The organism is Pseudomonas sp. MAG002Y (assembly GCF_019400845.1).
Lineage (GTDB): Bacteria > Pseudomonadota > Gammaproteobacteria > Pseudomonadales > Pseudomonadaceae > Chryseomonas > Chryseomonas luteola.
Genome location: NZ_WOEJ01000008.1, coordinates 225,017 through 251,313 on the forward strand (window position 1 = coordinate 225,017; position 26,297 = coordinate 251,313).

Annotated in this window: 24 protein-coding genes; 15 read left to right on the plus strand and 9 right to left on the minus strand. The window is 55.7% G+C overall.

Annotation, left to right across the window (positions count from 1 at the left end; all coding sequences use genetic code 11):
• Nucleotides 1-93 precede the first annotated feature (93 nt).
• The 5 genes from GM154_RS13855 to dksA form a co-directional block, all read right to left on the minus strand.
• Complete coding sequence (locus tag GM154_RS13855; protein ID WP_019367421.1) at nucleotides 94-1,524, minus strand: sigma-54 dependent transcriptional regulator; 1,431 nt, start codon at nucleotides 1,522-1,524, stop codon at nucleotides 94-96.
• Between the two features lie 62 nt (nucleotides 1,525-1,586).
• A complete protein-coding gene (locus GM154_RS13860; RefSeq protein WP_219652532.1) occupies nucleotides 1,587-4,544 on the minus strand; it encodes a sensor histidine kinase in 2,958 nt (985 codons plus the stop codon).
• The gene (locus tag GM154_RS13865; RefSeq protein ID WP_010796831.1) at nucleotides 4,528-4,704 is read right to left on the minus strand and encodes a hypothetical protein; all 177 of its coding nucleotides are present in this window, start codon (nucleotides 4,702-4,704) and stop codon (nucleotides 4,528-4,530) included. Before GM154_RS13865 ends, GM154_RS13860 begins: the two co-directional genes overlap by 17 nt.
• A 103-nt stretch (nucleotides 4,705-4,807) precedes the next feature.
• Nucleotides 4,808-5,695: a tRNA glutamyl-Q(34) synthetase GluQRS gene (gene gluQRS / locus GM154_RS13870; RefSeq protein ID WP_219652533.1), complete on the minus strand. Its 888-nt coding sequence runs from the start codon at nucleotides 5,693-5,695 to the stop codon at nucleotides 4,808-4,810.
• 57 nt (nucleotides 5,696-5,752) lie between these two features.
• A complete protein-coding gene (dksA, locus tag GM154_RS13875; protein ID WP_010796833.1) occupies nucleotides 5,753-6,196 on the minus strand; it encodes an RNA polymerase-binding protein DksA in 444 nt (147 codons plus the stop codon).
• A 238-nt stretch (nucleotides 6,197-6,434) separates the two neighbouring features.
• Here dksA and GM154_RS13880 point away from each other — a divergent pair, with 238 nt between their 5' ends.
• The 6 genes from GM154_RS13880 (at nucleotide 6,435) to deoA (ending at nucleotide 12,823) form a co-directional block, all read left to right on the plus strand.
• Nucleotides 6,435-7,607, plus strand: coding sequence for a pyridoxal phosphate-dependent aminotransferase (locus tag GM154_RS13880; RefSeq protein WP_219652534.1), 1,173 nt, complete (start codon nucleotides 6,435-6,437; stop codon nucleotides 7,605-7,607).
• 21 nt (nucleotides 7,608-7,628) lie between these two features.
• Entirely contained in the window at nucleotides 7,629-8,336 is a 708-nt protein-coding gene (gene sfsA, locus GM154_RS13885; protein ID WP_125888599.1) for a DNA/RNA nuclease SfsA, read from the plus strand.
• A 367-nt stretch (nucleotides 8,337-8,703) separates the two neighbouring features.
• Nucleotides 8,704-9,642: a nucleoside-specific channel-forming protein Tsx gene (locus tag GM154_RS13890; protein ID WP_219652549.1), complete on the plus strand. Its 939-nt coding sequence runs from the start codon at nucleotides 8,704-8,706 to the stop codon at nucleotides 9,640-9,642.
• A 58-nt stretch (nucleotides 9,643-9,700) separates the two neighbouring features.
• The gene (locus GM154_RS13895) at nucleotides 9,701-10,114 is read left to right on the plus strand and encodes a cytidine deaminase (protein WP_074829428.1); all 414 of its coding nucleotides are present in this window, start codon (nucleotides 9,701-9,703) and stop codon (nucleotides 10,112-10,114) included.
• 66 nt (nucleotides 10,115-10,180) lie between these two features.
• Nucleotides 10,181-11,446 (plus strand): NupC/NupG family nucleoside CNT transporter, encoded by a 1,266-nt coding sequence (locus GM154_RS13900; RefSeq protein WP_125888598.1) that lies wholly within the window; start codon nucleotides 10,181-10,183, stop codon nucleotides 11,444-11,446.
• Between the two features lie 69 nt (nucleotides 11,447-11,515).
• On the plus strand, nucleotides 11,516-12,823 hold the full coding sequence (deoA, locus tag GM154_RS13905; RefSeq protein ID WP_219652535.1) for a thymidine phosphorylase: 1,308 nt from the start codon (nucleotides 11,516-11,518) through the stop codon (nucleotides 12,821-12,823).
• A gap of 235 nt (nucleotides 12,824-13,058) precedes the next feature.
• On the opposite strand, the gene GM154_RS13910 is transcribed toward deoA, so the two are convergent.
• The 3 genes from GM154_RS13910 to GM154_RS13920 all read right to left on the minus strand — a co-directional run bounded on the left by GM154_RS13910 (nucleotide 13,059) and on the right by GM154_RS13920 (nucleotide 15,876).
• The gene (locus GM154_RS13910; RefSeq protein WP_219652536.1) at nucleotides 13,059-13,856 is read right to left on the minus strand and encodes a Crp/Fnr family transcriptional regulator; all 798 of its coding nucleotides are present in this window, start codon (nucleotides 13,854-13,856) and stop codon (nucleotides 13,059-13,061) included.
• 75 nt (nucleotides 13,857-13,931) lie between these two features.
• The gene (locus tag GM154_RS13915; RefSeq protein WP_010796841.1) at nucleotides 13,932-14,219 is read right to left on the minus strand and encodes a TfoX/Sxy family protein; all 288 of its coding nucleotides are present in this window, start codon (nucleotides 14,217-14,219) and stop codon (nucleotides 13,932-13,934) included.
• A 115-nt stretch (nucleotides 14,220-14,334) separates the two neighbouring features.
• A complete protein-coding gene (locus GM154_RS13920; protein WP_219652537.1) occupies nucleotides 14,335-15,876 on the minus strand; it encodes a bifunctional aminoglycoside phosphotransferase/ATP-binding protein in 1,542 nt (513 codons plus the stop codon).
• A gap of 117 nt (nucleotides 15,877-15,993) precedes the next feature.
• Between GM154_RS13920 and mrcB the strand changes: the two genes are divergently transcribed.
• The 3 genes from mrcB to GM154_RS13935 are packed head-to-tail and all read left to right on the plus strand — an operon-like array spanning nucleotide 15,994 to nucleotide 19,390.
• A complete protein-coding gene (gene mrcB, locus GM154_RS13925; RefSeq protein ID WP_219652538.1) occupies nucleotides 15,994-18,315 on the plus strand; it encodes a penicillin-binding protein 1B in 2,322 nt (773 codons plus the stop codon).
• A gap of 11 nt (nucleotides 18,316-18,326) precedes the next feature.
• Nucleotides 18,327-19,064: a M48 family metallopeptidase gene (locus GM154_RS13930; protein WP_219652539.1), complete on the plus strand. Its 738-nt coding sequence runs from the start codon at nucleotides 18,327-18,329 to the stop codon at nucleotides 19,062-19,064.
• The gene (locus GM154_RS13935) at nucleotides 19,064-19,390 is read left to right on the plus strand and encodes a YqcC family protein (RefSeq protein WP_010796845.1); all 327 of its coding nucleotides are present in this window, start codon (nucleotides 19,064-19,066) and stop codon (nucleotides 19,388-19,390) included. The genes GM154_RS13930 and GM154_RS13935 overlap by 1 nt, the downstream gene beginning before the upstream one ends.
• A 3-nt stretch (nucleotides 19,391-19,393) precedes the next feature.
• Here GM154_RS13935 and GM154_RS13940 read toward each other — a convergent pair whose 3' ends face one another.
• The gene (locus GM154_RS13940) at nucleotides 19,394-19,843 is read right to left on the minus strand and encodes a DUF4124 domain-containing protein (RefSeq protein WP_125888593.1); all 450 of its coding nucleotides are present in this window, start codon (nucleotides 19,841-19,843) and stop codon (nucleotides 19,394-19,396) included.
• Nucleotides 19,844-20,230: 387 nt separating this feature from the next.
• On the opposite strand from GM154_RS13940, the gene GM154_RS13945 reads away from it, so the two are divergent.
• The 6 genes from GM154_RS13945 to msrQ all read left to right on the plus strand — a co-directional run bounded on the left by GM154_RS13945 (nucleotide 20,231) and on the right by msrQ (nucleotide 26,233).
• A complete protein-coding gene (locus tag GM154_RS13945) occupies nucleotides 20,231-21,958 on the plus strand; it encodes an acetolactate synthase 3 large subunit (RefSeq protein ID WP_010796848.1) in 1,728 nt (575 codons plus the stop codon).
• Between the two features lie 2 nt (nucleotides 21,959-21,960).
• On the plus strand, nucleotides 21,961-22,452 hold the full coding sequence (gene ilvN / locus GM154_RS13950) for an acetolactate synthase small subunit (protein ID WP_010796849.1): 492 nt from the start codon (nucleotides 21,961-21,963) through the stop codon (nucleotides 22,450-22,452).
• 38 nt (nucleotides 22,453-22,490) lie between these two features.
• On the plus strand, nucleotides 22,491-23,507 hold the full coding sequence (gene ilvC, locus GM154_RS13955; RefSeq protein ID WP_010796850.1) for a ketol-acid reductoisomerase: 1,017 nt from the start codon (nucleotides 22,491-22,493) through the stop codon (nucleotides 23,505-23,507).
• Nucleotides 23,508-23,675: 168 nt separating this feature from the next.
• Entirely contained in the window at nucleotides 23,676-24,542 is an 867-nt protein-coding gene (pssA, locus tag GM154_RS13960) for a CDP-diacylglycerol--serine O-phosphatidyltransferase (protein ID WP_019367407.1), read from the plus strand.
• A gap of 63 nt (nucleotides 24,543-24,605) precedes the next feature.
• Nucleotides 24,606-25,616, plus strand: coding sequence for a protein-methionine-sulfoxide reductase catalytic subunit MsrP (gene msrP, locus GM154_RS13965; protein WP_219652540.1), 1,011 nt, complete (start codon nucleotides 24,606-24,608; stop codon nucleotides 25,614-25,616).
• The gene (gene msrQ / locus GM154_RS13970) at nucleotides 25,616-26,233 is read left to right on the plus strand and encodes a protein-methionine-sulfoxide reductase heme-binding subunit MsrQ (RefSeq protein ID WP_219652541.1); all 618 of its coding nucleotides are present in this window, start codon (nucleotides 25,616-25,618) and stop codon (nucleotides 26,231-26,233) included. The genes msrP and msrQ overlap by 1 nt, the downstream gene beginning before the upstream one ends.
• The last annotated feature ends 64 nt before the right edge of the window (nucleotides 26,234-26,297 follow it).

Genomic DNA, 26,297 nt, shown 5'->3' on the forward strand with positions numbered 1-26,297 from the left:
TCGCCTGATGTTACGGCGGTAACACATTTTGAAATGATGGCCCTGTGTTACCCGCAAAAAAAAACGCATCGGTAACGATGCGTTTTCTGTCTATCAGGACAGGTCGGTGCTGGTAGCGCCCGTTTTTCGGCGCGGAATACCAAGCCGTTGACGTCGCTCCCACAAGCACTTGCGACTTATGCCAAGCTTGCGGGCTAATTCGGTCTCGGTCATGTGGTCCTGGTGTTCAAGCACAAAGTGCTGGAAATAGTCCTCCAGGGAAAGGTCTTCCGTAGGCTCATGGCTGACATTGGAGGAGCCCAGAGGCGTCTCGAGTGGATCAAGGAAGTGTTCGGAAAGGTCCAAATCTTCCAGTTCAATATCGATGCCGAGCAGGTCTGGTTCGATTTCGTTCTTCTCGCTGAGAATGACGGCTCGTTCGATTGCATTCTCCAGCTCCCGAACGTTACCCGGCCAGCTGTAATGGCGAATGGCGAGTTCAGCTTCCTGGCTGAAATGCATGGCCTCGCGACCCATGCGGTTGGACTGGCGGGCCAGAAATACGCGGGCGATTTCCAGCACGTCATTGCTTCGCTCACGCAACGGCGGAAGGCGCAGGGAAATAACATTCAGACGATAATAGAGGTCTTCCCGGAATTGCCCGGTCTTGGCCAACGTCTTCAAATCACGGTGAGTGGCTGCAATCAGGCGGACATTGACCTTTTGCGACTGCACCGAGCCGACGCGGCGAATCTCGCCCTCCTGCAAGACACGCAGCAGGCGTGCCTGAGCTTCCAGCGGCAGCTCGCCGATTTCGTCCAAAAAGAGCGTACCGCCATCAGCTGCCTCGACCAGGCCAGTGCGGCTTGCGCTAGCACCTGTAAAGGCACCTTTCTCATGGCCGAACAGTTCGGACTCGATCAACGTTTCGGGAATGGCAGCGCAGTTCACGGAAATCAGAGGCGCTTTTACCCGGCGTGACAGGTTATGAAGTGCACGAGCCACCAGCTCCTTGCCCGTACCGGACTCCCCCTGAATGAGCACGGTGGAATCAGTAGGGGCAACCTTGCGAATCTTCCCATACAGATCCTGCATGGGAGCACAACTGCCGATGATACCAATGTCGCTGTCGTGGACTGGCAGCGCTTCGCCGCGAGTGGCTGGACGCTCCGGCGGTGTCTGCTGCGGGGCCTGTTCGCGCTCGATGAGAATGCGCGCAACCGCCTGCAACATCTCGTCATGGTCGAATGGCTTGGCGATGTAGTCGACAGCGCCTTGCTTCATGGAGTCTACGGCAGAGCGCAGGCTGGCATAGCTGGTCATGATCAGCACCGGCTTGCCTGCAGCCAGGTCGATCAGCTCAGTACCAGGGGCACCGGGCAGGCGCAGGTCACTGATAATCAGGTCGAACGATGGAATGTCGTAACGATCCTGCGCTTCCTGCACAGAGCCAGCCTCGCTGACCTGAAACTGATTGCGCTCGAGCAATCGGCGCAGGGCCGAGCGAATGATGGTTTCGTCTTCGACGATCAAAATATGTGCCATATTGGGCTCTCTCGACGGTGGCAGAGCGGAGGCGCCAGGCAGTGGCGCATCTCGTTTCCGCTCTACGTTCCGGTTACGGCTCGATCAGGTTGTTCAAAATGACGCGGCAAATTCACACGTATACGCGTACCGCGGCCTTGCACAAGGTCGATCGGGCTGTCGATCATTATGTCTCCATAATGCTCTTCCACGATGGAATAGACCAGAGCAAGGCCAAGTCCCGTCCCTTTACCAGGGTCTTTGGTTGTAAAGAAGGGCTCGAAAAGACGGCTGATTATGGCTTTTGGGATGCCGGAGCCTTCGTCCTCGACGATAAGCGTTACCGTCTGCCCACGGGCTTCGCTACGCACCTTAATCGTGCCGGTGGGTGGCGAGGCATCGCGAGCATTGGACAATAGATTGATCAATACCTGAGCAAGCCGCTGCGGGTCGCCTTTGACCCAGTGCTCCGGATCGCACAGGTTCTGGAACTCGACATCGACGCTGCGGCGGTTAAGCGACAACAGCGAGATGGCTTCTTGTGCAGTATCTAACAGTCTGACCGGCTCTGGGTCATGTTGCCGACCACCGGCATGGGCAAAGCTCATCAGCGATTGAACGATGCGGGTGATGCGGCGTGTCTGCTCGACGATCTGTCCGCTAATCTCCTGAATTTCTGCATCCGCTTCGCGTTCTTCCTGAAGGATCTGTGCCAGGCAGGCAATACCGGTAACCGGATTACCAATCTCGTGGGCGACTCCTGCTGCGAGGCGGCCAATAGAGGCGAGGCGCTCGGAGTGAATCAGTCGATCCTCAAGCAGTTGGGTCTCACTGATGTCTTCCACGACCAGAACGTTGCCGCTGTTACCGGGAGCAAGAGGCTCATCGATAGCCGCCTTGTGCAAATTGAGCCAGCGCTGGTTGCTGTCGAGTGCCAGGCGCTGTTTGTATAGATGCTGGTCGGGAGAGCGGAGAAAGCGTTCGAACAGAGCTTTCCAGGGCTCAGGTAGTGCCGAAAGGCGCGAGCCTACAACTTGCACTGAGTCGATGTTTGTCAGCCGCTCCATGGCCCGGTTCCACATCAGGATCTCGCAGTCCTGGGCTAGCGCGCAAACACCCATGGGCAGTTCCTGCAGGGTTTGCCGGTGGTAACGACGCAAGGCGTCCAGTTCGGCTGCAAGACCTGTAAGACGGGACTGATAATCTTCCAGACGGCTTTCAATAAAATGGATGTCTTCGGTGACATAGGCCTCGCTGCCTTCCTTGTAAGGCAGGAACGTTTCGACGATATCCTGGGCGACCCGTGGCCCCATCAGGCCTGACAGGTTGGCCTCGATACGGTCTCTGAGCCGACGTAGCGCGTACGGGCGGCGCTCGTCGAAGGGAAGCAGCAGATCGCTGAGGGCGCGCTCTACTTCTTTCTGGGCGGTCTTGGCACCCAGGGGCTTGGCCAGCTGAGTAGCGAACTCCTGGGGCGAGGCGGCAATCAGCTCCCGTCGCTGGGGCCGCCTGACATTGTCTACCGCACAGGCTTCCGCCGCGCTCTTTTCCTCATCGCTGGCTTCGGTGAACAGAGAGACCAGTGCAAACACCAGAACGTTAGCGGCCAGTGACGCCAGGGCTGCCAAGTGCCAGTTGGTGGCATCGATGTAGTAGGAGAAAGGACCGACTTCGAAGCCTTTCATGAAGCCAAGCGCCGGCAGCAGCATGGTCAGCGTCCACAGGCCCATGCCGGTCAGAAGGCCTGCGATGAAGCCGCGGTGATTAGCGGTCTGCCAGTAGAGAACGGATAATGCGCCTGGTAGAAACTGCACCGTGGCCACAAAGGCAACAATGCCAAGGCTCGACAGATCGCTATGATTACCGATCAGACGGTAGAACCCATAGGCGGCCATGATGATGGCTGCAATCAATCCGCGGCGCGTCCAGCGTAACCAGCGATAGATATTGCCGTCGGTAGGTGGCTGATACAGGGGCAGCACCAGGTGGTTGAGCACCATGCCAGACAAGGCCATGGTCATCACGATGATCACGCCGCTGGCTGCGGACAGGCCTCCTACAAACGCTACCAGCGCCAGCAGCGGTTTATCCAGCGCCATGCCCACGCCCAATGTGAAATATTCCGGGCTCGTGGGAGCACCAAGAGCAAGACCGCCCCAGAGAATCGGTGGAATAGCCAGGCTCATCAATAACAGGAATAACGGAAGGCCCCAGCTGGCGCTGACAAGGGCACGGGGGCTCAGATTTTCCGTGAACGCCATGTGATACATGTGTGGCATCACGATGGCCGCCGCAAAAAAGACAAGGAGCAGGATCCGCCAGGGGCCTTCCTGCAAGGGTGTATGCAGTGTGGAAAGTGCTGTCTGATTCTGGGTCAGCCAGGTTTCAAGCCCAGAGGGACCATCGAACACGGTATAGAGCGTTACCAGGCCAACAGTACCTAGCGCGATGAGCTTGACCAGCGATTCGAAAGCAATCGCTACCACGAGTCCTTCATGACGTTCGCGAGCGGTAATCTGTCGCGCGCCAAACAGCATGGCGAACAACGTAATCAGAAAGCAGAAGGCCAGTGCCGGGCCGTCCTGTGCCGGTGCGCTGATCAGAATGCCCGTACTGGTAGCGACCGCCTGGATCTGAAGGGCCAATAGTGGCAGAACGGCAACCACCATCAGCAGGGCCGTGAGTGCGCCTGCCCAGGTACTTCGAAAGCGAAAGGCGAAAAGATCTGCCAGTGAAGACAGCTGATAGACACGGGTCAGCCGCAGAATGGGATAGAGCAGCACAGGCGCCAGCAGAAATGCGCCACATAGACCCAGATAATAGGAAAGAAAGCCGTACCCATAGTCATAAGCCAGGCCAACCGTTCCATAAAAGGCCCAGGCACTGGTATAGACACCTAACGACAGGGTATAGATGATCGGATGTCTGACCAGGCGGCGGGGGACCCAGCCTCGTTCAGTCATCCAGGCTACGCCAAAGAAAATCAGCAGATAACCTGCGCTGATGGCAAGCAGTTGGGAAATACTAAAGCTCATCGGCATCGCGTTGGCTCTGAAGAATAAAAGTAACCACGATCAGAATCAGCCAGAGTAGGTAAGGGCGATACCAGGCACCAGTCGGGTCGATCCACCAATCCATGATGGCAGGGGAAAACAGGTAGATGCCCACAACCAGGAGCAGGACCAACCGGTAGATATACATACTGCATTCTCAAATAGGCCTTGGCTGGATGGTAGCCGATGGATGGAGGGCCTGCATCCGTTAACGCAGGTCTGCCTTATCCGTTTTGAGACGATCTGCGTTGTTACCGGAGTTCAGCTTCGGCAAGCGTATGGGTACGTGGTATCCGGGCAGGCTGCCAGGATTGTATACCCCAGGTCAGAATCTCTCGGGCACTGGCGCCATGGAGCTCGGAGGATGGCTGCTGGCCTAGCGCACGCAGGGCTCTGAGCAGTAGCGGTCCGGCTTGATCGTGCGGAAGAGGCGGGGAGCGGTACGATTTGCCCAGCTTGTGTCCGTCAGGCTGAATGATCAGCGGGACGTGCAGGTAGCGAGGCTGGGGAAAGCCCAGCAGTTCCTGCAGATAGAGCTGACGCGGCGTGGAGTCGAGAAGGTCTGCACCTCGGACGATATCGGTAATGCCCTGCCAGGCATCGTCCAGTACCACGGCGAGTTGATACGCAAACAAGCCATCACGCCGACGGATAATAAAGTCGCCTACGTCCCGTCCTAGATGCTGGCGGAATTCGCCTTGTACCCTGTCGGTAAAGGCATATTCGAGCTCAGGAACCCGGATGCGTATCGCGGCCATGTCATGGGCATGCTGGGCGTTACGGCAGTGGCCTGGATACAGTCCCCCATAGCCTTCCAGCTGTTTGCGCGAGCAGGTACAGGCATAGGCCAGGCCGCTATGCAGCAGGCGCGCTACGGTAGCCTCATAGGCATCATGACGATCACTTTGCCGCTCTACAGCGCCATCCCATTCGAAGCCATAGCGTTCCAGCGTGTCGAGAATGGCTGTTTGGGCGCCTGGAACCTCACGAGGCGGATCGAGATCCTCCATGCGTACGAGCCAGCGTCCTCCTGCGGCACGGGCGTCCAGATAAGACGCAACGGCTGCAACCAGTGACCCGAAATGCAGGTAACCGCTAGGTGTCGGGGCAAACCGGCCTATATAGGATGAGGTTGTCATGGTGGGGAATGACAATCGTTAAAAAGCAAGCGGGGCGCCTGAGCGCCCCTTGATCGGTCAGGAACCGATCTGCTTTTCCTTGATTTCCGCCAGTGTCTTGCAGTCGATGCACAGACTGGCTGTCGGACGGGCTTCAAGGCGGCGGATACCGATTTCGATACCGCAAGAATCGCACCAGCCGTATTCGTTGTCTTCGATCAGCTGAAGCGTCTCGTCGATCTTCTTGATCAGCTTGCGCTCACGATCACGGGTACGTAGCTCGAAGCTGAACTCTTCTTCCTGGGTCGCACGGTCGGCCGGGTCGGCATGGCTGCCGGCATCTTCCTTCATGTGACTTACAGTGCGGTCTACTTCTTCCCGCAGTTCCTGCTTCCATTTATTCAGGATGTTAGTGAAATGGGCGCGCATGCGCTCACTCATGTACTCCTCGCCAGACTCCTCCTGATAAGGTTCGAAGCCACGGGTCAAAGGGGTGTTTTGCTGTTTTTCGTCGGTCGCCATGGATGACCCTCTCACTTTCGCTAATCCTGTCCGCAGGCTGGATACGTCTACTGGGCAAGAGGCCCCCGCGGATGCAAGCGGGCGAACTTACCAGAAGCCTTGGTGCGGCGCTACTACCTGAAGTCCTTGTTATCAAGCCCCAAGGCATATCTTGTGGGTCTTGCTCGAATTATATGTATTGGTGCCGTCTTTATAGCCTTGGTTAGAATCCCCTCTCTCTAACAAGTTCGGATAGACCATGACCAAATCATTTAGTGCGCGTAGCCGTGCCATTGAGCCCTTCCATGTCATGGCCCTGCTGGCTCGTGCTAATCAGTTACAGGCCGCTGGGCATGATGTCATTCATCTGGAGATCGGCGAGCCGGATTTCACGACAGCAGAACCCATCGTCCAGGCTGGTCAGGCGGCGCTGGCGAATGGTAATACCCGTTACACCGCTGCGCGAGGTCTGCCTGAGCTGCGCGAAGCCATTGCCGAATTCTATGCCAAGCGCTATGCCGTCAATATTGATCCCGAACGCATTATGATTACGCCCGGAGGCTCAGGCGCACTTCTGCTAACCAGTGCGCTTCTGGTCGACCCGGGCAAGCACTGGCTGATGGCTGATCCCGGATATCCCTGTAATCGCCATTTCCTGCGCCTGATCGAAGGGGCGGCCCAGTTGGTCCCGGCTGGTCCGCAGACGCGCTACCAATTGACGCCCGAGCTCGTCGACGCTCATTGGACGCAGGACAGCGTAGGTGCTCTAGTAGCATCGCCTGCCAATCCCACGGGAACGGTCCTGCACAGGGATGAGTTGGAGGCGCTCTCCAGGAGTCTATCCACGCGAGGCGGTCATCTGGTAGTGGATGAGATCTACCATGGTCTGACCTATGGGTTGGACGCGGCAAGCGTGTTGGAAGTCGATGACGAGGCCTTCGTTCTGAACAGTTTTTCCAAATACTTTGGAATGACCGGCTGGCGCCTGGGCTGGCTTGTCGCACCGTCGGAGGCTATTCCAGAGCTCGAGAAGCTGGCACAAAATCTTTATATCAGCGCACCCACGATTGCTCAGCATGCGGCCTTGGCCTGTTTCAAGCCAGACGCGATCGAGATTTTCGAGGCCCGGCGTACAGCGTTTCAGCAGCGTCGCGACTTCCTGCTGCCAGCCTTGCGGGCGCTGGGCTTTGGAATTGAGGTCGAGCCGGAAGGCGCGTTTTACCTCTACGCCGATATGTCTGCCTTTGGCGGTGATGCGTATGCTTTTTGCCAGCACTTCATCGAGACCGAGCATGTAGCCTTTACTCCGGGGCTCGACTTCGGACGCTACCGTGCCGGTCAGCATGTCCGCTTTGCCTATACCCAAAGCCTGCCGCGGTTGGAGGAGGCCGTCACACGCATTGCTCGCGGCCTCAAAACCTGGCGTCCCTGATCATCGAAGCGGAAGTAGTCCATGCAGTTTGATCCACCCCTGGAAGAGGGGCTTTTGATCCGGCGTTATAAGCGTTTTTTGGCTGATATCGAGACGGTGACGGGCGAGACCTTGACGATTCATTGCCCGAATACGGGATCAATGCTTAATTGTCAGGCAGAGGGTGCTCGTGTCTGGTTCAGCCGTTCCAATGATCCCAAGCGCAAGCTTCCTGGGACATGGGAGCTTGTAGAGACGCCTCACGGGCGGCTCGCCTGCATCAATACCAGCAGAGCGAACCGGTTGGTGGAGGAAGCGCTATTGGCAGGGGCAATTCCAGAGCTTGCCGGCTTTAGCGCGTTGCGTCGTGAGGTGGCTTATGGCGCTGAAAATAGCCGGGCGGATTTTCGTTTGACGTATCCCTCAGGAGAGGTTTTTGTCGAGGTGAAGAGCGTAACGCTCGGCTACAACATGGACTGTGTGGCAGCTTTCCCGGACGCCGTTACGGTTCGGGGAGCCAAGCATCTACGGGAATTGTCGGCGCTGGCGCGTGAGGGCGCGCGTGCGGTGCTGTTGTATTGCGTCAATCTCACAGGTATAGAGGCGGTTCGTCCTGCCGATGATATCGATCCTGCCTACGGACGTGCATTGCGCGAGGCGCTGGAGGCCGGAGTCGAGATTCTGGCTTACGGTGCTGATGTTACGCCACAGGCCATACAGGTGACTCGTCGGCTTAAGGTCGTGATGTAACTCTCGGTGGGATGAGCACGACCACGCCGTTGTGCCCTTCACAGGGCACGAATGAGTCATGACGGTGCAGCGACCAATGGATTAAGTAATGTGAAGCCGACTGATTCCGGTGTGCATGGGGAAAATGCGGGCCGGCAGCGGCTCTTGCCTGAATCCTGTTCAGCGAGTCAGGTTTGGCACATCCCGTGCTTACGCTCCCTCCCACTTTACAAACGTATCAATACGTAACCTTTTTGTAATGCGTTTACTCCGCACAGGGTAAAGCCTATGGCCTTCTGCTGTACCTAATCTGGCGGGTGATGTAACCCTTTGAAGGAGTGCAACATTGGAGTACGCGGTTATTGCTCGTTTCTTCACCTGTTTACCTATGACCAAGCGGACTCAAAAGGTCTTGTTAGGTGTCTCGCTGGCTGCAGGCATTGGCATGCCTGTGTTTGGAGCCACGCCACCTGCGCAAGGAGGGGAGAGTGCCCAGGGCGAGGACCTCAGCTACGAAGTCGCTCCGCCGGAGAAAGGAACCTATCTGTCCTCCTGGTATAACCAGAACGTGACACTGATCGGTAGCAAGGACATCAGCTTCGGTCCACGTCCCGTCGATGATATTTATCTCGAATATGAATATTTCGGGCGTAAAGGGCCTTTCGAGCTCTATGGCTATGTCGATATTCCCAAGGTATTAGGGATTGGTAACAGTCACGACAGCGGCGTATGGGATAAAGGCTCTCCCGTGTTTATGGAGCATGAGCCGCGGGTATCCATCGATGAGCTGCTGGGTCGCAAGCTGGGGTTCGGCCCTTTCAAGGAGTTCTATGTTGCGTTTGACTGGATTTATGATCACGGTCATAACCGCGAGAACCGGGGCAACACGCTTTATAGCGGGCTGGGAACGGATATCGAGACGGGGACGCGTCTCAACCTCTCTGCTAACCTGTATGTGCGCCGTCAGTGGGAAAACTATGGCGCTGCCAATGAAAACTCCTGGGATGGCTACCGGGCGCAGCTAAAGTACATTCTACCCTTGGGGACGTTCGACAACGGAGCGTCCCTAACATATGTCGGCTTTACCAACGTTGACTTCGGCTCGGATCTGCACGACAAGGCAGGCCCTGCTCGTACCGCCAACGCGACCGTCGCTACCAACGTCCTTTTATATTCCTTTACGCACCTGCGCCTGATGGCAGTGGGGCGCTATTTCCATAATGGCGGACAATGGAAGGATGGCACCGAACTGAATTTTGGTGACGGCCCCTTCAGGGCTCGCTCGAACGGTTGGGGCTATTACTTCGGCGTGGGTTATCAATTCTGATTCATAAAACGAGGCTGGAACGTTTAAAGTGCCGGCCTTTTATCTGCGAGGACCCTTTATGAGCGAGCATGCCGCCACTGAGCATGAACAATTGTTGGAAGAAGCCAAGCTGGCTGCTGACCAAACTTACTCACCGTATTCTCAGTTTCCCGTGGGCGCTGCACTATTGACCGAGGACGGGCGCGTAATTCATGGCGTAAACGTCGAAAATATTTCCTACGGCCTCACCAACTGTGCCGAGCGTAGCGCATTGTTTTCGGCCATCAGTCAGGGATTTGCTCCACGCAGCTTCAAGGCAATTGCCGTTTATGCTCCCAAGGTTCCTCTGATCAGCCCGTGCGGTGCCTGTCGTCAGGTCCTGCTCGAACTTATGGCGCCTGATGCAGTGATCATCTGCCAGGGTAGCGACGCGTCGGCCACCAAGGTCTGGACACTCAAGGAATTGCTTCCGGGCGCCTTTGATTCTTTCTAACGTCACCGAAGGCTTGCCGGCGTTCGAGTCGGCGCTTGAGGTCCTATTGTGTTCGGAGACAACACCATGATCAGTCTTGTCGGGATGGCTGTGCTCGTCGCTATTGCCGTCGTGCTATCCAGCCATCGCCGCGCTATCCGGCCGCGTACGGTTCTTTGTGCCTTTGGCATTCAGGTCGCGCTGGGGGCCTTTGCACTCTACATCCCCTGGGGCCAGACCGTGTTGGCATCGATCTCCAGTGGCGTCTCGTCGCTACAGCTTTATGCGGACAAGGGCATCGAGTTTCTCTTTGGCGGTTTGAGCAGTGCACGCATGTTCGAGGTGTTCGGCAATGGCGGCTTTGTATTTGCCATCAAAGTACTGCCGGTCATTGTCTTCTTTGGAAGCTTTATCTCCGTACTCTACTACCTGGGCATCATGGGTTGGATCATTCGGCTGATCGGAGGGGGCTTGAGGCTGATGCTGGGGACCAGTCGGATTGAGTCGATGGCAGTAACGTCGGCCATCTTTATTGGCCAGTCTGAGGTACCGCTTGTCGTTCGGCCATTTATCGCCGATATGACCCGGTCAGAGTTATTTGCAGTGATGGTTGGCGGGTTTGCAGCCGTTGCCGGATCGGTATTGCTGGGCTATGCCGGGCTGGGTGTTGATCTCAAGTACCTGATCGCTGCCAGCTTCATGGCTGCACCGGGAGGCTTGCTTATGGCCAAGCTGATGGAGCCCGAAACCGAGGCGACCCGGGACGAAGCCATCGTGGGTAACCTGGGGCAGGGCGAGAACCGGCCAGCCAACGTTATTGATGCGGCCGCAGAAGGCGCTCAGGCGGGTTTGAAGCTTGCCGTGGCCGTGGGCGCAATGTTGCTGTCGTTCATTGCGCTCATTGCCATGCTTAACGGATTGCTCGGCTGGGCTGGCAGTTGGCTGGGTTATCCGCAGATCACGATGCAGCTGATTTTGGGTTATCTGCTGGCGCCTGTCGCATTTCTCCTCGGCGTGCCGTGGAATGAAGCGGTTCAGGCAGGCGGTTTCATCGGCCAGAAAATCGTTCTGAATGAGTTCGTGGCCTATGTGGATCTTGCCAACTATATGGATCCTGCCAAGGCGGCTGCTGCAGGCGTGCAGGTCTTGTCTACCCATACACAAATCATTGTGACTTTTGCTTTGTGCGGCTTCGCCAATTTGGCATCCATTGCCATTCAATTGGGTGGCTTGAGTTCCATTGCTCCGCAACGCCGCTCTGAGCTGGCACGGCTTGGACTGCGCGCCATGATTGGCGGGACGCTCTCCAACTTCATGAGCGCAGCGATTGTGGGATTTTTCATCTCGATATAAACCAGGCGGCGCGGCAGTTATATGCTGCGCCTACCTTGTGATGATGGATTAGCCCGGAGGACTGCCAGGATGTGGTTGGCTCAGGAAGTGATTCGTCGCAAGCGTGACGGCTTGGTACTGGAGCGCTCGGATATCAAGCGTTTCGTTGCAGGAATAACGGACGGAACCCTCAGCGAAGGCCAGATCGCGGCGTTCGCCATGGCTGTTTTTCTCAAGGGCATGACGGTCGACGAGCGCATTTCCCTTACGACTGCCATGCGCGATTCGGGACAAACGCTCTCCTGGAGCCTGCCCGGTCCTGTAGTCGACAAGCACTCCACTGGCGGTGTGGGTGATGTGGTAAGCCTCGTTCTTGCGCCATTGCTGGCAGCTTGTGGCTGTTACGTGCCGATGATCTCAGGTCGCGGCTTGGGCCATACCGGCGGTACGCTGGACAAGCTGGACAGTATTCCCGGTTATAACTGCCAGCCATCGCCTGAACAGTTGAGGCGAGTCGTAGCTGAAGTGGGCTGCGCCATCATTGGGCAGACCGCTGACTTGGCACCGGCGGATAAACGGCTTTATGCCATTCGCGATGTGACCGGTACGGTTGAGTCTATTGATCTTATTACCGGGTCGATCCTGGCCAAGAAGCTGGCGGCAGGACTGGATGTTCTGGTCATGGACGTCAAGATGGGTAACGGTGCCTTCATGGCAGAGACTAGCCAGGCGCAAGCGCTAGCACAGAGCATTGTCGCGGTAGCCAACGGGGCAGGTGTCAAAACGCGGGCATTGGTTACCGATATGAACCAGCCGCTGGCACGCAGTGCGGGAAACTCGCTGGAAGTGGCTGAGGCTATCGCGCTTCTCAAAGGCGAGATCCATAGTCAGCGACTTTGGGAGGTAACAATGGCCTTGGCTGCACAGGCCCTAGTTTTGGCAGGGCAGGCTAATACAACAGTCCAGGCCCATGAACAATTGCTCGGGGTCTGGAGAGACGGTTCCGCCCTAGAGTGTTTCGCTCGTATGGTGGCCGCGTTGGGCGGCCCGGTTAACCTGACCAAAGCACCGGAGCGGTATCTACAGCAAGCGCCTGTCGTCATGCCTGTTTTCAGCGAACGACCGGGACGTGTGGTGTCCATCGATACACGTTCGGTAGGCCTGGCTGTTGTAGTCCTGGGTGGCGGTCGTCAGCATCCGGCCGATCAGATCGATCTGTCGGTTGGTTTAAGTGAGCTGGCTTTTGTGGGCGAGGCCGTAGACGAGCAGAAACCTCTCTGCTGGGTTCATGCTGCCAATAAGGACAAAGCCCAGGAAGCAGCTGTCTCGATCAAGCGTGCCTACCGCTTGGGAATGGAGAGCCCTGTGCCCGGCAGACTGATTCACGAGTACATCTGAAGGCTGGATAACCAGTACGCACTCAGCGCAGTCGCTTTTCTCCAGGCAAAAAAAGACCCGGCAGAGCCGGGTCGAAACCGTGATTAGCCTGATGAGGAGATAACCTGAAAGGCCGACCTGCTAGTCTCTCAGTTATCAGAGCCAGTCTCGCGACCAGCTGATTCAAATAATAGCTATTCTCATTTCTGTGTCAAGCTATTCGAGAATATTTCTTATTCTCAAATAGGAAGCAGGCTTATGATTTGAGCTGCTGGCGCAACTGCGTGACTTCCTTGTTAAGCAGATCGATGCGGCGAGCCATATTCTCAATAAGGTTGTGAGCGATACGGGGCGTGCTGTACATCAGGCTTAAGAACTGATCCTTGGGAATGATCATCACTGTGCAGGGCTCAGTCGCCATTACAGTCGCACTGCGTTTCTCCTGGGTGAAAACCGCCATGGCGCCAAAGATTTCGTCTTTGCACACATCGCCTACCTTCTGATCATTGACCCGCGCCTCGGCGTGGCCTTCGATAATAATGAAGACGTGGTCAGCCTCATCCCCCTGACGGATCAACTCTTCGCCTATGGCAAATTGCTTGAAGCCTGTGCTGGGGCGTACTTCCTGGGGCTTGAGTCGCACCAGTGCATCGGAAAGCAGCGCGTTTTGACCAATAAGGTATTGAAGCAGCAGCTCCTGGCGCTGTTCGCTGCTGTGGATATGGCGAAACACATCCGAGCGCCGATAGGGAATGAGCGTGACGGGCTCGTCGCTTTTATAGGTGCACTCGGGAAGGTCCAGCCCTTGTCTCATGCCAACCAGGTCGCCTTCCTGCAAATAAAACAGGGGACGCCCCTCCACTAAGGCATGCACCATGCCTTTCTGTATCAAAAAAAGATGGTTGGCTGGCTCAAGCTCGCTCAGGCCATACAGGCAGTAAACGGAAATAGGCTCGCCTGAAGGGGAAAGTCCTTCGAGCAACTGCGCCGGAATACCCTGTAGACGGCTGATCAGCTGGTCGGCATAGGTAGGCTGCTCGCCAAGGAGATACATGGCCCTGAATCCTTTATATCAGAGGTGTGAAATAGCTCGCACAATAAGCAAGCCGGTGGACGGCGTAAATCCTCATCAGCGGAGCTTGTGAGCTATCTCGTGTTCCTGAGCCAAGGCTCTGGCCTGAGCGAGTAGGGCCTGCTTGTGTTGAGGTGTCAGTTCATTCCAGTGAATGTTGAGCAGAGCGCCCTCCAGGGCATAAAGCAGAACTTTCGATGTACGAAAACCGCGTGCACATACCGCCATGTAAGCTCCCGCCGAGCCCCGATTGCGCAACTCGTCTACCGTACGGATACCTACCGCATGTAACCAAAGTACTGACGTCTTGCCGAGATTCTTCAACAACAGTAAGTCATTACTCATCGTGCCCTCCAGGCCCGTTTTGCCTAGTGCTCACTGAATGCACTCGCCTGAGTACCTCTTCAGTGTAGCGGTCTCTCCGGGCGCTGGAGGAGGAAACGATGTGTGGAGCCTGCAATCAGTTGACCGGTAGCTTATCTTGCATGGCCTTGACGAGCGCATCCAGGTTGGTCGGATCGGTCATGTCAACATGCCGTGTTCGGATCAATTCCTGCTCTGTCAGTGCTTCACGGCCTTGCTGCTGAACCTGGACGACCGCCAGGGTCGCATCAGACGGATCACGGCCTTCAGCCTGGCGCTCGGCAAGCCACTGGGCAATCACGGTATCGCGGGCGTGGCAGTCGATAATCAGGAAGGGGACGGCTGCCGTTTCTGCCACCTGAGCAGCTGCTTCGCGCTGGGCCTGTTTCAGATAGGTTGCATCCAGTACTACCGGATAGCCGGCCTGAAGGATATCTGCCGCTAGGTGATGCAGGCGATCATAGGTTGCCTTCCCGGACTCAGCGCTATACAGCACGTCAGGCGTAGCGTCCTGAATCAACCGCTTGCGCTCGACATCCGAGCGAATACGAATCGCGCCCAGTGCCTCCACCAGTTTGAGCGCTGCGCTGCTTTTGCCTACAGCGGATACACCGTGGGTAATGGCCAGCAGGCAGTACGGAATGGCGCAGTAACTTTCTGCCAGAGACGCATAATTGCGGTAGCGTGCCAGAATTTCAGCCTTCTGAGCCGGATCGGAGGTCTGTCCGTACTGGAAGAGGTTGACCTTGGCCCGAACCATGGCCCGGTAAGCCTTGTAGAACGGCAGAACATGCAAGCCTTCATAATCGCCGGTCATCTCGAAATAGGCATTGATAAAGCGGCGGGCCAGCGTCTTGTGCTTGCGGTCTTCCAGGTCCATCGCCAGGAAGGCGGTATCGGCAATCACATCCGTCATACGGAAAGGCTCGTTGAACTCGATGCAGTCAAAGAGTACGACCTGTCCGTCCAGTTGGGTCACATTGGCAAGGTAGATGTCGCCATGGCATTCACGAATGAAACCCTCCGCCTTGCGCCGCTCGAGCAGGGGATGCAGCCGGGCAAAATGTTCCTCTGCCCAGGCCTCCAGGTGATCCAGTTGGGCAAGGTCTTGTGCATGCTCAAGCATCGGGCGGATCTGCTCGAAGTTTTGGCGCACAGGTGCCATCACCGCATCGGGCGACCCCAGTTCGTTTGAAGCATCGACAACCGGTGCGCTCAAATGGAAGCGCGCAATCTGCTCGGCCAGTGCATCAATATGCTGCTCGGTGAGTTCGCCGCGTTTTTCAATCTCGCTCAAGAGCTGACTCTGAGGAAACTCGCGCATCTTGATGGCATATTCAATAACCGGACCTTCGCCACTTATCTGGGGTGCCTCTGGACTGCCTGTAATGGGAACGACATCCAGATACAGTCCTTTCGTCAGGCGTTGGTTGAGGCGTAGTTCCTCGCTACAGAAATGCTCTCTGGCTTTCAGGTCGGTAAAGTCAAGAAAGCCGAAGTTCACCGGCTTCTTGATCTTGTAGGCATACTCCCCTGTCAGAACCACCCAGGAAATATGCGTCTCGATAACATTGAACGCGGTAACCGGGTGCGGATAGAGGGCCGGGTTCTGCAGCGCAGCGATCAGGGTCTGACTCACAAGCGGTCCTTAGCGTAGCCATGAAAAAGTGATCGCCATTATGGCTGCTGTGAGAGACCCTGCAAACCGCTGGCTGGCGTCTGCCCGCTAGAAGCAAAGTGCGTATAATGCGCCGCCATGAAACGCACCCGATCCTCTCGCTCAAAAAAACCGTCCCGCCAATTCTTCAACTGGCGCTCCCTGTCCGGCTGGGCTCTTAAATTAGGCCTGGTGGGCTTGGTCGTCCTTGCGGGATTTTCCATTTATCTCGACGCTATCGTGCAGGAGAAATTTTCCGGCAAGCGCTGGATGGTTCCTGCCAAGGTATATGCACGGCCGCTTGAGCTGTTTACAGGGCTTAAGCTCAGCAAGGATGACTTCCTGACCGAGCTTGATGCACTAGGCTATCGCCGTGAAAAAGCTATTCAGGGGCCGGGTGACGTCTCGGTAGCAGGCTCCAGCGTTGAGCTGGATACCCGAGGCTTTCAGTTTTACGAGGGTGAGGAACCTCCTCGCTCGATCAAGGTGAACTTCTCTGGCGATTTTGTCTCGGGTCTGAGTAGCAAGGACGGCTCGGATCTGGCCGTGGCGCGTCTTGAGCCTCTGTTGATCGGCGGCATATACCCTGCCCACAACGAAGACCGTATCCTCGTTAAGCTGGATCAGGTTCCGGCTGCCCTTATCAATGGACTGGTTGCGGTCGAGGACCGTGAGTTCTGGGATCACCATGGCGTTTCGCTGAAGTCGATTGGGCGAGCCGCCTGGATCAACGTTACTACAGGGCAGTTGCGTCAGGGTGGCAGTACACTGACCCAACAGTTGGTCAAGAACTTCTACCTCACCAGTGAGCGCAGTCTGACGCGTAAGCTTACCGAAGCCCTGATGGCGGTATTGCTGGAGCTGCATTACGACAAGAACGAAATCCTTCAGGCCTACCTCAATGAGGTTTTCCTGGGGCAGGATGGCACCCGCGCCATTCATGGTTTCGGTTTGGCCAGTCAGTATTTCTTTAGCCAACCGTTGTCCGAGCTCAAACTGCACCAGGTCGCTCTGCTGGTAGGAATGGTAAAAGGACCTTCCTACTACAATCCGCGGCGTTATCCGGAGCGTGCCCTGGCTCGTCGTAATCTGGTCATCGACCTGATGACCGAACAGGGTGCGGTTACAAAGGAAGATGCGGAAGCGGCCAAGCAGCGGCCCTTGGGGATCAGTAAGGCAGGCTCGCTGACAAACAGCTCCTATCCCGCCTTCATCGATCTGGTTAAGCGTCAGCTCCAACAAGACTACCGGGAAGAAGATTTGACTGGTGAAGGGCTGCGTATTTTCACCAGCTTCGATCCAATTCTTCAGCTCAAGGCCGAAACCTCCATGACCGAGGCCTTGAAGCGCCTCGACGGCCGCAAGGGTGTGGAAGGCATTGAGGCGGCCATGGTGGTCACCAACCCGGAAACCGGTGAAGTTCAGGCATTGCTGGGCGGGCGTGATCCTCGCTTTGCCGGATATAACCGGGCACTGGATGCAGTTCGGCAGGTCGGCTCTATTATCAAGCCTGCGGTATACCTGACAGCATTGGAAAGGCCGAGTCAGTACACCCTGACCACGTTCATCAAGGACGAGCCGTTCTCCGTTAAGACCGGTGATGGTCAGGTTTGGCGTCCGCAGAATTACGAACGTGATTCCCACGGGACGATTTTCTTGTATCAGGGGCTGGCTCACTCCTACAACCTGTCTACTGCCCGGCTGGGCCTGGATCTGGGCGTGCCTGAGGTGCTCAAGACCATCGAGCGTCTGGGGGTGAGTCGCTCGTTGCCGCCTTATCCTTCAACGCTTCTGGGCGCTGGTGCGTTGACTCCCATGGAAGTCGCCACCATGTATCAGACGCTGGCCAATGGCGGGTTCAATACACCGCTGCGTAGCATTCGTAGCGTTCTGGCATCTGACGGTGAGCCGCTCAAGCGTTATCCGTTCCAGATTCAACAGCGTTTCGATCCGGGCGCTATTTATCTGACCCAATACGCGATGCAGCGTGTCGTGCGCGAGGGCACAGCTCGCTCGGTCTATAACCAGCTGCCTTCATCCTTGAATCTGGCGGGCAAGACCGGTACGACCAACGATTCACGAGACAGTTGGTTCTCGGGTTTCAGTCAGGACTTGCTCGCCGTGGTCTGGCTGGGTCGTGATGACAATGGTAAGACGCCGCTGACCGGCGCGACAGGAGCCTTGCAGGTATGGACCGGGTTTATGAAACGCGCCAAGCCAACCTCACTGGATCTGCCGCTGCCCGATAATGTTGTTCAGGCATGGGTTAATCCGGCCACAGGGCAGGGGACCGATCCAAATTGCCCTGGCGCGGTCCAAATGCCCTATATTCAGGGAAGTGAGCCGCCCCCAGGGCCGGCATGTGGTGGACAGAACCCTTCCGACTCTGTCATGGACTGGGTCCGCGGTTGGTTGAATTAAGAGGGTAGAACGTGACTAAAGCGGTATGGGCGGCACTGGCCGCTACGGTAGTTCTGGCAGGTTGTGCCACGCCACAGCAAGGTGCTATTCCGGTTGTGGACTCAAGCACGCCTGTTTCCAATCAGGAGCTGGCGCGTAGTGGCGGTCGCATGCCGACTAATTCACCGCCGCCTATGGCTGCCCAGGCGCCACAGCAGGATGGCGGTGTAACGGTGATGGTGCCCGGTGATAACCCGGCGCCCATCCAGACCTTTGCGGCAGCTCCGGCTACAGCGCCTATTTCGACGGGGCCTATAACGGTGGGACCCTCTACCGGTGCGCCAGCTGCTCAGGGGTATGACAGCTACTCAGCGCCCCAGCCGGCACCCAGCACGCCTACGGGAATTCCTTCCGGCCGAAGCAGTGCGCTGTCGGCCGATGAGCAGCTCGATGGTCCCGTATTGGCCTTGCTAACAACAGCACAACAACAGCAGGGCGGCGGCGACCTTAACGGAGCGTCCTCAAGCCTGGAGCGTGCCATGCGTATCGCGCCTCGCGAGCCGCAAGTGCTATATCGGCTGGCTGAAGTCCGCCTGGCCCAAGGCGATGCCGCGCAGGCTGAGCAGCTGGCTCGACGTGGACTGACGTACGCCAATGGCCGTCCCGCCCTGCAAGCCAGTCTGTGGGAATTGATCGCTCAATCGCGCGAACGCCAAGGCGATGCCGCGGGTGCGGCTACAGCACGTCAGCGTGCCAAGGTGGGCGCCTGATGGATGCTCGCCTGTCTGATCTGGCGGAGCAATTGCTTCTGATCGAGCGAGAGTTGCGTGTACTGGGGTGGTGGGAAAGCGTGCCACCCAGCGATCAGGACCTAGCCAGCCAAGAGCCGTTCTGTGTAGACACGTTGAGCTTTGCGCAATGGCTTCAGTGGATTTTTCTACCACGGATGAAGGTCATCATTGAGTCGGACAGCGGGTTGCCTGGACGCTCAGGCATCCGCCCTATGGCGGAAGTGGTCTATCAAAACGACATGCGCAACGTGGCAACGCTTTTGGAGGCGCTGGGCGAGTTCGATCGTCTGATCGAACATCGCTAAGGCTTAATTGCAGTTCTGATTGATCGAGAATTCGGCTTCGCTGATACGCTGCTGGCGTTCTTCCTCGGTGAGCCGTCTCATTTGACCCCGACCTTCTTCGACCATGACCCGAGGATTACTGCGCAGCTGTGCCAGGTTGGTTCGCGCAGCCTTGCAGTACTCCTCACGCTTCTTTTCTTGTTCTCTGACGTCTTGCTGAACCTTCTGCTCGATAGAGCGCTGTTCTGCATTGTTCACGGCGTCGCCCGTACCATTCCCGGCTCCCGGTGTGTTGGCCTGGCCTGAAAGACTGGGTGCCGGTTTTACCTTCATTTCATCTGCACTGCGGTCAGCAGGCGGTTGCGCGCTGAAGTGGGTGACGCCTTGGGCATCGACCCACTTGTAGACCTGAGCGGCGTGAACGGAGCCCATCAAGACAAAGGCACTGCTAATGGCTAAAAACGTACGCCACATGTTGAATCCTTTAGCGTAAGGGTTAGAGCGCTCTACTATAGCGAAACTTGCCTCTAAAAAATGAGACTTCGATCTGTGCATAAATTAAGTGCATAGACGGCTTGACTTGCACCGGCTGAATGCGAAGAATCCAAAGTTCGCTGTAGAAAGCCGGCCCAAAGCTAGCTTCTCGGCAGACCATGAGGTGCCTACCCGCGCCGCCGCAGTCATACCCGTAACGCGTTACCTCGCGCTGGGTGGAGGAACTCGGTAACTCTAGAGCTCTTCCAACACGGCTTTCTTGGCAGCTGTCCCGTCGGCGATCACCGTCGCCCATGCTCTGCCTTGCAGTCGATCGAACCCCGAAAGCCCACTCGTGGGCGCTCGTATTGCGTTGAGAGGTGAAACGTGGAGCTCTTATCCGGCGCTGAAATGGTCGTCCGTTTTTTGCGTGACGAAGGCGTTAAATACATCTATGGGTATCCTGGTGGTGCCCTGCTGCACATCTACGATGCCCTCTTTAAAGAAAAAGAAGTAACCCATATTCTTGTTCGCCATGAGCAGTCAGCCACGCATATGGCAGACGGCTATGCGCGTGCGACCGGAAAGGCAGGCGTCGTTCTGGTAACGTCAGGCCCCGGTGCCACCAACGCCATTACAGGTATCGCTACGGCGTATATGGATTCCATTCCGATGGTAATCCTGTCTGGGCAGGTTGGCAGCAACATGATCGGCTCCGATGCGTTCCAGGAAGTCGACATGGTGGGAATTTCCCGGCCTATCGTTAAGCACAGCTTCATGATCAAGCACCCCTCTGAAATTCCAGAGGTCATGAAAAAGGCCTTCTATCTGGCGGAGTCGGGTCGTCCCGGGCCAGTTGTGGTCGATATCCCGAAGGATATGACCAGCCCCACGGAGAAGTTCGAATACGTATACCCCAAAAAGGTCAAGCTGCGTTCCTATAATCCGGCTGTTCGTGGCCATTCAGGACAGATTCGCAAGGCCGCTGAAATGCTGTTGGCGGCCAAGCGGCCTATCCTGTATTCGGGCGGCGGCGTCATCATGGGGAACGGTGCAGCCCAGCTGACCGAGCTTGCCAAGATGCTCAACCTGCCAGTTACCAACACGTTGATGGGGCTGGGCGGTTTTCCAGGCAGTGATCGTCAGTTCCTGGGTATGCTAGGTATGCACGGCAGTTACACAGCCAACCTGGCAATGCACCATAGCGATGTCATCCTGGCAGTAGGTGCCCGCTTTGATGATCGCGTCATCAATGGCGCCAAACGTTTCTGCCCCAATGCCAAGATCATTCACGTCGATATCGATCCTGCCTCCATTTCTAAAATGATCAAGGCGGATGTTCCGATTGTTGGGCCTGTCGATAGCGTTCTGACGGAAATGGTTGCCATCCTCAAGGAAATTGGCGAGAAACCTGCGGCAGAAGCTCAGGCCAATTGGTGGAAGCAGATTGAGGAATGGCGCAGCTCGCAGGGCGGCCTGTTCCCCTATGACAAGGGGGATGGAAGCATCATCAAGCCGCAGACGGTGATCGAGACGCTTTACGAAGTAACCCATGGAGATGCGTTCATCACTTCTGACGTAGGTCAGCATCAGATGTTCGCTGCACAGTACTATCTGTATGACAAGCCAAACCGCTGGATCAACTCCGGTGGCCTGGGCACCATGGGGTTCGGCCTGCCAGCCGCGATGGGCGTCAAGCTGAACTTCCCCGACGTCGACGTCGCTTGTGTAACAGGCGAGGGCAGTATCCAGATGAATATTCAGGAGCTGTCCACCTGTCTGCAGTATGACCTTCCCGTCAAGATCATTACGCTGAACAACCAGGCCCTGGGCATGGTTCGCCAGTGGCAAGACATGCAGTACAACAGCCGTTACTCGCATTCCTATATGGAATCGCTCCCTGACTTCGTCAAGGTGGCTGAGGCATACGGGCATGCCGGTATGCGTATCACGCGTCTGGCTGATCTCAAGCCCATGATGGAAGAGGCCTTTGCCATGAAGGACCGTCTGGTCTTCCTGGATATTCAGGTCGATACCAGCGAGCACGTCTATCCGATGCAGATTAAAGATGGGTCGATGCGCGAAATGTGGCTGAGCAAGACGGAGCGGACTTAATCATGCGGCACATCATTTCCCTTCTGCTAGAAAACGAGCCAGGCGCATTGTCCCGTGTGGTCGGCCTGTTCTCGCAGCGCAACTACAACATCGAAAGCCTGACCGTTGCTCCGACAGAAGACCCAACGCTCTCGCGTCTGACGCTGACAACCGTGGGGCACGATGAAACCATCGAGCAGATTACCAAGAACCTCAATAAGCTGATCGAGGTTGTAAAGCTGGTGAATCTGTCCGAGGGCTCCCACATTGAGCGTGAGCTTTTGCTGATCAAGGTCAAGGCGACCGGAGCTCAGCGCGATGAAGTCAAACGCACCACGGATATCTTCCGTGGACAGATAGTGGATGTAACGAGTAGCGTCTATACGATTCAGCTGGCTGGTACGAGTGAAAAACTCGACAGCTTTATCCAGGCGATCGGTACGACGTCTATTCTGGAAGTCGTACGCAGTGGTGTCACAGGGATTTCCCGTGGCGACAAGGCTCTGAGCATTTAATTTGATAAAGCCACGCGGCTAATTCTAAGGAGAATTTCATGCGCGTTTATTACGATAAAGATTGTGATCTTTCCATCATTCAGGGCAAGAAAGTCGCCATTATCGGCTATGGCTCTCAGGGCCACGCTCATGCAAACAACCTGAAAGACTCAGGTGTAGACGTTGTCGTCGCGCTGCGCCCGGGCTCTGCCTCTGCCAAGAAGGCCGAAGCGGCTGGACTGGCTGTCAAAAGCGTTCCAGAAGCCGTTAGCTCTTCCGATGTCATCATGATTCTGACGCCTGACGAATTTCAGGCTCAGCTGTACAAGAATGAAATCGAACCTAACCTGAAGCAGGGCGCGACCCTGGCGTTCGCTCACGGCTTTGCAATCCATTACAACCAGGTTGTGCCGCGTGCGGATCTGGACGTCATTATGATTGCACCCAAGGCCCCGGGTCATACTGTTCGCTCCGAGTTCGTCAAGGGCGGCGGTATTCCTGACCTGATCGCCGTTTACCAAGATGCCTCCGGCAATGCCAAGAACGTAGCGCTGTCCTACGCTTGCGGCGTGGGTGGTGGCCGTACCGGTATCATCGAAACCACATTCAAGGACGAGACCGAGACCGACCTGTTCGGTGAGCAGGCTGTCCTGTGCGGTGGTACCGTTGAGTTGGTTAAAGCAGGTTTCGAAACACTGGTTGAAGCGGGCTACGCTCCTGAGATGGCCTACTTCGAGTGCCTGCACGAGCTGAAGCTGATCGTGGATCTTATGTATGAAGGCGGTATCGCCAACATGAACTACTCCATCTCCAACAATGCGGAGTATGGCGAGTACGTGACAGGTCCTGAAATTATCAACGCCGAATCTCGCCAAGCTATGCGCAATGCGCTCAAGCGTATTCAGGATGGCGAATATGCCAAGATGTTTATCAGCGAAGGCGCAAGCAACTACCCATCCATGACGGCATATCGTCGCAATAATGCGGCGCACGGTATCGAGCAGATCGGTGAAAAACTGCGCGCCATGATGCCTTGGATTGCTGCTAACAAGATCGTCGACAAGAGCAAAAACTAATCATTAGGGCCATTAAAGGTCCTGTTGATCTCAGTTTCGGAAAAACGCGGCCACGGCCGCGTTTTTTCGTTTCAGCTCGTCTTCTGTTATAAAAGCTGTAACGTGTTAAGGATGAACCCTGAGAGGAGGGGATCATCCAAGACTTCAAGTCCTATGCAAGGAATTTTCATGAGCGAGCGTCCCGACGAAGCTAACGAAACAGCTTCCTCAAGCACTGAAAGCATTATTCCCGTCGATGAGCATTTCGAAGAAACACACGATGCCCAGGGACGAAAGATTCGCCGTCGAGGCGTCTATTTACTTCCGAACCTCTTCACGACAGCCGCGCTTTTTGCAGGACTTTATTCAATCATCAAGTCCATTGCGGCACAGACTGCATTTATCCAGGGACAGTCGGAAGAGGCTGCTGTAGGGTTTGCAGCAGCAGCGGCAGCCATTTTTATCGCCATGATCCTTGATGGATTGGATGGTCGTGTTGCACGCTTGACCAATACCCAGAGTGCTTTTGGGGAACAGTACGATTCGCTGTCCGACATGGTGGCCTTTGGTGTGGCGCCGGCCATTCTTGCATTTGAATGGGCTCTGATCAGTCTAGGCAATGTAGGTTGGGCTGTGGCCTTTATCTATGTGGCAGGTGCAGCACTTCGACTGGCGCGTTTCAACACTCAGATCGGCTCCGTCGATAAGCGTTACTTCATTGGATTGGCCAGTCCGTCCGCCGCTGCGCTAGTTGCCGGAACAGTATGGTGCTTTAGCGACTTTGGTATTCAGGGTTCCAAACTCTCATTCCTAGTCGCGTTCATGGTTGCTGCTGCAGGAATGCTCATGGTTAGTAATTTCAAGTACTGGAGCTTCAAGACCCTGGATATGAAAGGGCGTGTTCCGTTCGTGGGCATCCTCATCGCTGTCCTGATCTTCGCCATTATCTTTACTGATCCGCCACGTGTCCTGCTGCTGGGTTTCCTTGCTTATGCAGTGTCAGGTCCCGTCAAGGCATTAATGCGCTTTCGCCGTCATCGCGACCGCACGCATTGATTAATTACCTGATTATCTCCACAGTGAGACTACGTATCGACAGTAGTCGCTGTGGAGATTGCCATGCTGATCAACATCCCCCCGCGTTCTGCCTGCAAGCCATCTGAAATTACTCCAGAAAATATCTACCTGTCTCGCCGCCAGTTCATGGGTGCAACCAGTGCTGCTGTCACTGCTACGATGCTGCCCGGCTGGGCGCTTGCTGATGGGTCTGTTTATTCAGATGTGGAGCCAGGCAAGGCGCCTGATTGGTTTGCCGAGAAACAGTCTGCTATTCATTGGAAAGCGGCAGATGTAAAGGGTGAGTCTATAACGCCTTTCAAGGACGCCACGCAATACAATAACTTTTATGAGTTCGGTCCTGATAAAGGGGATCCCTATGCCAATGCAGGGCAGATGGTGATCGAGCCTTGGACAGTCAAGGTAGACGGAGAGGTTGGTAAGCCAGGTACCTACTCGCTGGAGGACATTATCCGGCCTCAGCAGTTGGAAGAAAGGATATACCGCCTGCGTTGTGTCGAAGCCTGGTCCATGGTTATCCCGTGGCTGGGTATTCCACTGGCAGATGTCATTAAACAGTTCCAGCCAACAGCCAATGCCAAGTACGTTCGTTTTGAAACATTGAATGATCCCCAGCATATGCCAGGGCAGCGTTCCAGTTTCTCTCTACTGGATTGGCCTTATCGAGAAGGTCTGCGTATGGATGAAGCCATGCATCCATTGGCTATATTGGCGGTAGGCATGTATGGGCGAGTACTGCCTAATCAGAACGGCGCACCCATTAGATTAGTTGTGCCGTGGAAGTATGGATTCAAAAGTATCAAGTCGATTGTTCGCATCAGCTTGGTGAGTGATCAACCGCAGACAACCTGGCAAAGCATGGCGCCAAATGAGTATGGCTTTTATGCCAACGTCAATCCGCTGGTCGATCATCCCCGTTGGAGTCAGACTAAAGAGCGACGGCTTCCTAGCGGTCTATTTAGTCCTAATATTAAAGAAACACAGATGTTTAACGGTTATGCAGAGGAGGTTGCTGGCCTATACGCCGGAATGGACCTAAGGACGCAGTATTAATGATGTTGCAAGTATGGCGATTGGTCGTTTTTATCAGTGCGTTTTCGGTGCTTGGTGTTTGGCTGTACGAGGCATGGAGTTCTGCCTTGGGTCCTGACCCTGGTAAAGTAATCATTGATAGGCTTGGCCTGGGGGCGCTAGTACTCTTACTGATAACGCTCAGCTTGACGCCCTTGCAGAAAATGACGAGCTGGAAAGGATGGGCATTGGTTCGCCGCCAGTTAGGCTTGTGGACATTCACCTATGCAGCGCTTCATTTCTGCTCTTACCTGGCCTTTGTATTAGGCTGGGATTTTTCCCGCTTGGGTATTGAATTGCAGAAGCGTCCCTATGTGATTGTAGGGTTCATTGCCGTGCTGGGGCTGCTTCCTCTAGCTCTGACCTCGAACCGTTACAGCATGCGTAAATTAGGCAAGCAGTGGAAGCGGCTGCATCGCCTCATTTATATAGCATTGGTTATGGCCTTGCTGCACATGTTCTGGATAACTCGCTCGGATATCCGCGAGTGGCTCATATACGCCTCGATAGGAGGCCTGCTGCTTGTGCTTCGCTTACCATTCATCGCCACTCAGCTAAGACAAAAGAAGATTTTTCAGTCCAGCCAAAATAAAGCTTGACCTGTGAGCGGAGGGGCCTATAATGCGCCCACTTCCGCTGCAACGGAACAGCAAAAAGCCTTGT

Excerpts from the sequence above, each read along its gene's own strand:
- GM154_RS13935 (WP_010796845.1), top strand. The coding sequence starts at position 19,064 with ATGGATGCTCGCCTGTCTGATCTGGCGGAGCAATTGCTTCTGATCGAG.
- msrP (WP_219652540.1), top strand. The coding sequence starts at position 24,606 with ATGCTGATCAACATCCCCCCGCGTTCTGCCTGCAAGCCATCTGAAATT.
- ilvN (WP_010796849.1), top strand. The coding sequence starts at position 21,961 with ATGCGGCACATCATTTCCCTTCTGCTAGAAAACGAGCCAGGCGCATTG.
- GM154_RS13880 (WP_219652534.1), top strand. The coding sequence starts at position 6,435 with ATGACCAAATCATTTAGTGCGCGTAGCCGTGCCATTGAGCCCTTCCAT.
- sfsA (WP_125888599.1), top strand. The coding sequence starts at position 7,629 with ATGCAGTTTGATCCACCCCTGGAAGAGGGGCTTTTGATCCGGCGTTAT.
- msrQ (WP_219652541.1), top strand. The coding sequence starts at position 25,616 with ATGATGTTGCAAGTATGGCGATTGGTCGTTTTTATCAGTGCGTTTTCG.
- pssA (WP_019367407.1), top strand. The coding sequence starts at position 23,676 with ATGAGCGAGCGTCCCGACGAAGCTAACGAAACAGCTTCCTCAAGCACT.
- GM154_RS13915 (WP_010796841.1), bottom strand. The coding sequence starts at position 14,219 with ATGAGTAATGACTTACTGTTGTTGAAGAATCTCGGCAAGACGTCAGTA.
- deoA (WP_219652535.1), top strand. The coding sequence starts at position 11,516 with ATGTGGTTGGCTCAGGAAGTGATTCGTCGCAAGCGTGACGGCTTGGTA.
- GM154_RS13900 (WP_125888598.1), top strand. The coding sequence starts at position 10,181 with ATGATCAGTCTTGTCGGGATGGCTGTGCTCGTCGCTATTGCCGTCGTG.
- GM154_RS13855 (WP_019367421.1), bottom strand. The coding sequence starts at position 1,524 with ATGGCACATATTTTGATCGTCGAAGACGAAACCATCATTCGCTCGGCC.
- GM154_RS13860 (WP_219652532.1), bottom strand. The coding sequence starts at position 4,544 with ATGCCGATGAGCTTTAGTATTTCCCAACTGCTTGCCATCAGCGCAGGT.
- GM154_RS13940 (WP_125888593.1), bottom strand. The coding sequence starts at position 19,843 with ATGTGGCGTACGTTTTTAGCCATTAGCAGTGCCTTTGTCTTGATGGGC.
- dksA (WP_010796833.1), bottom strand. The coding sequence starts at position 6,196 with ATGGCGACCGACGAAAAACAGCAAAACACCCCTTTGACCCGTGGCTTC.
- GM154_RS13890 (WP_219652549.1), top strand. The coding sequence starts at position 8,704 with ATGACCAAGCGGACTCAAAAGGTCTTGTTAGGTGTCTCGCTGGCTGCA.
- gluQRS (WP_219652533.1), bottom strand. The coding sequence starts at position 5,695 with ATGACAACCTCATCCTATATAGGCCGGTTTGCCCCGACACCTAGCGGT.
- GM154_RS13910 (WP_219652536.1), bottom strand. The coding sequence starts at position 13,856 with ATGTATCTCCTTGGCGAGCAGCCTACCTATGCCGACCAGCTGATCAGC.
- mrcB (WP_219652538.1), top strand. The coding sequence starts at position 15,994 with ATGAAACGCACCCGATCCTCTCGCTCAAAAAAACCGTCCCGCCAATTC.
- GM154_RS13865 (WP_010796831.1), bottom strand. The coding sequence starts at position 4,704 with ATGTATATCTACCGGTTGGTCCTGCTCCTGGTTGTGGGCATCTACCTG.
- GM154_RS13895 (WP_074829428.1), top strand. The coding sequence starts at position 9,701 with ATGAGCGAGCATGCCGCCACTGAGCATGAACAATTGTTGGAAGAAGCC.
- ilvC (WP_010796850.1), top strand. The coding sequence starts at position 22,491 with ATGCGCGTTTATTACGATAAAGATTGTGATCTTTCCATCATTCAGGGC.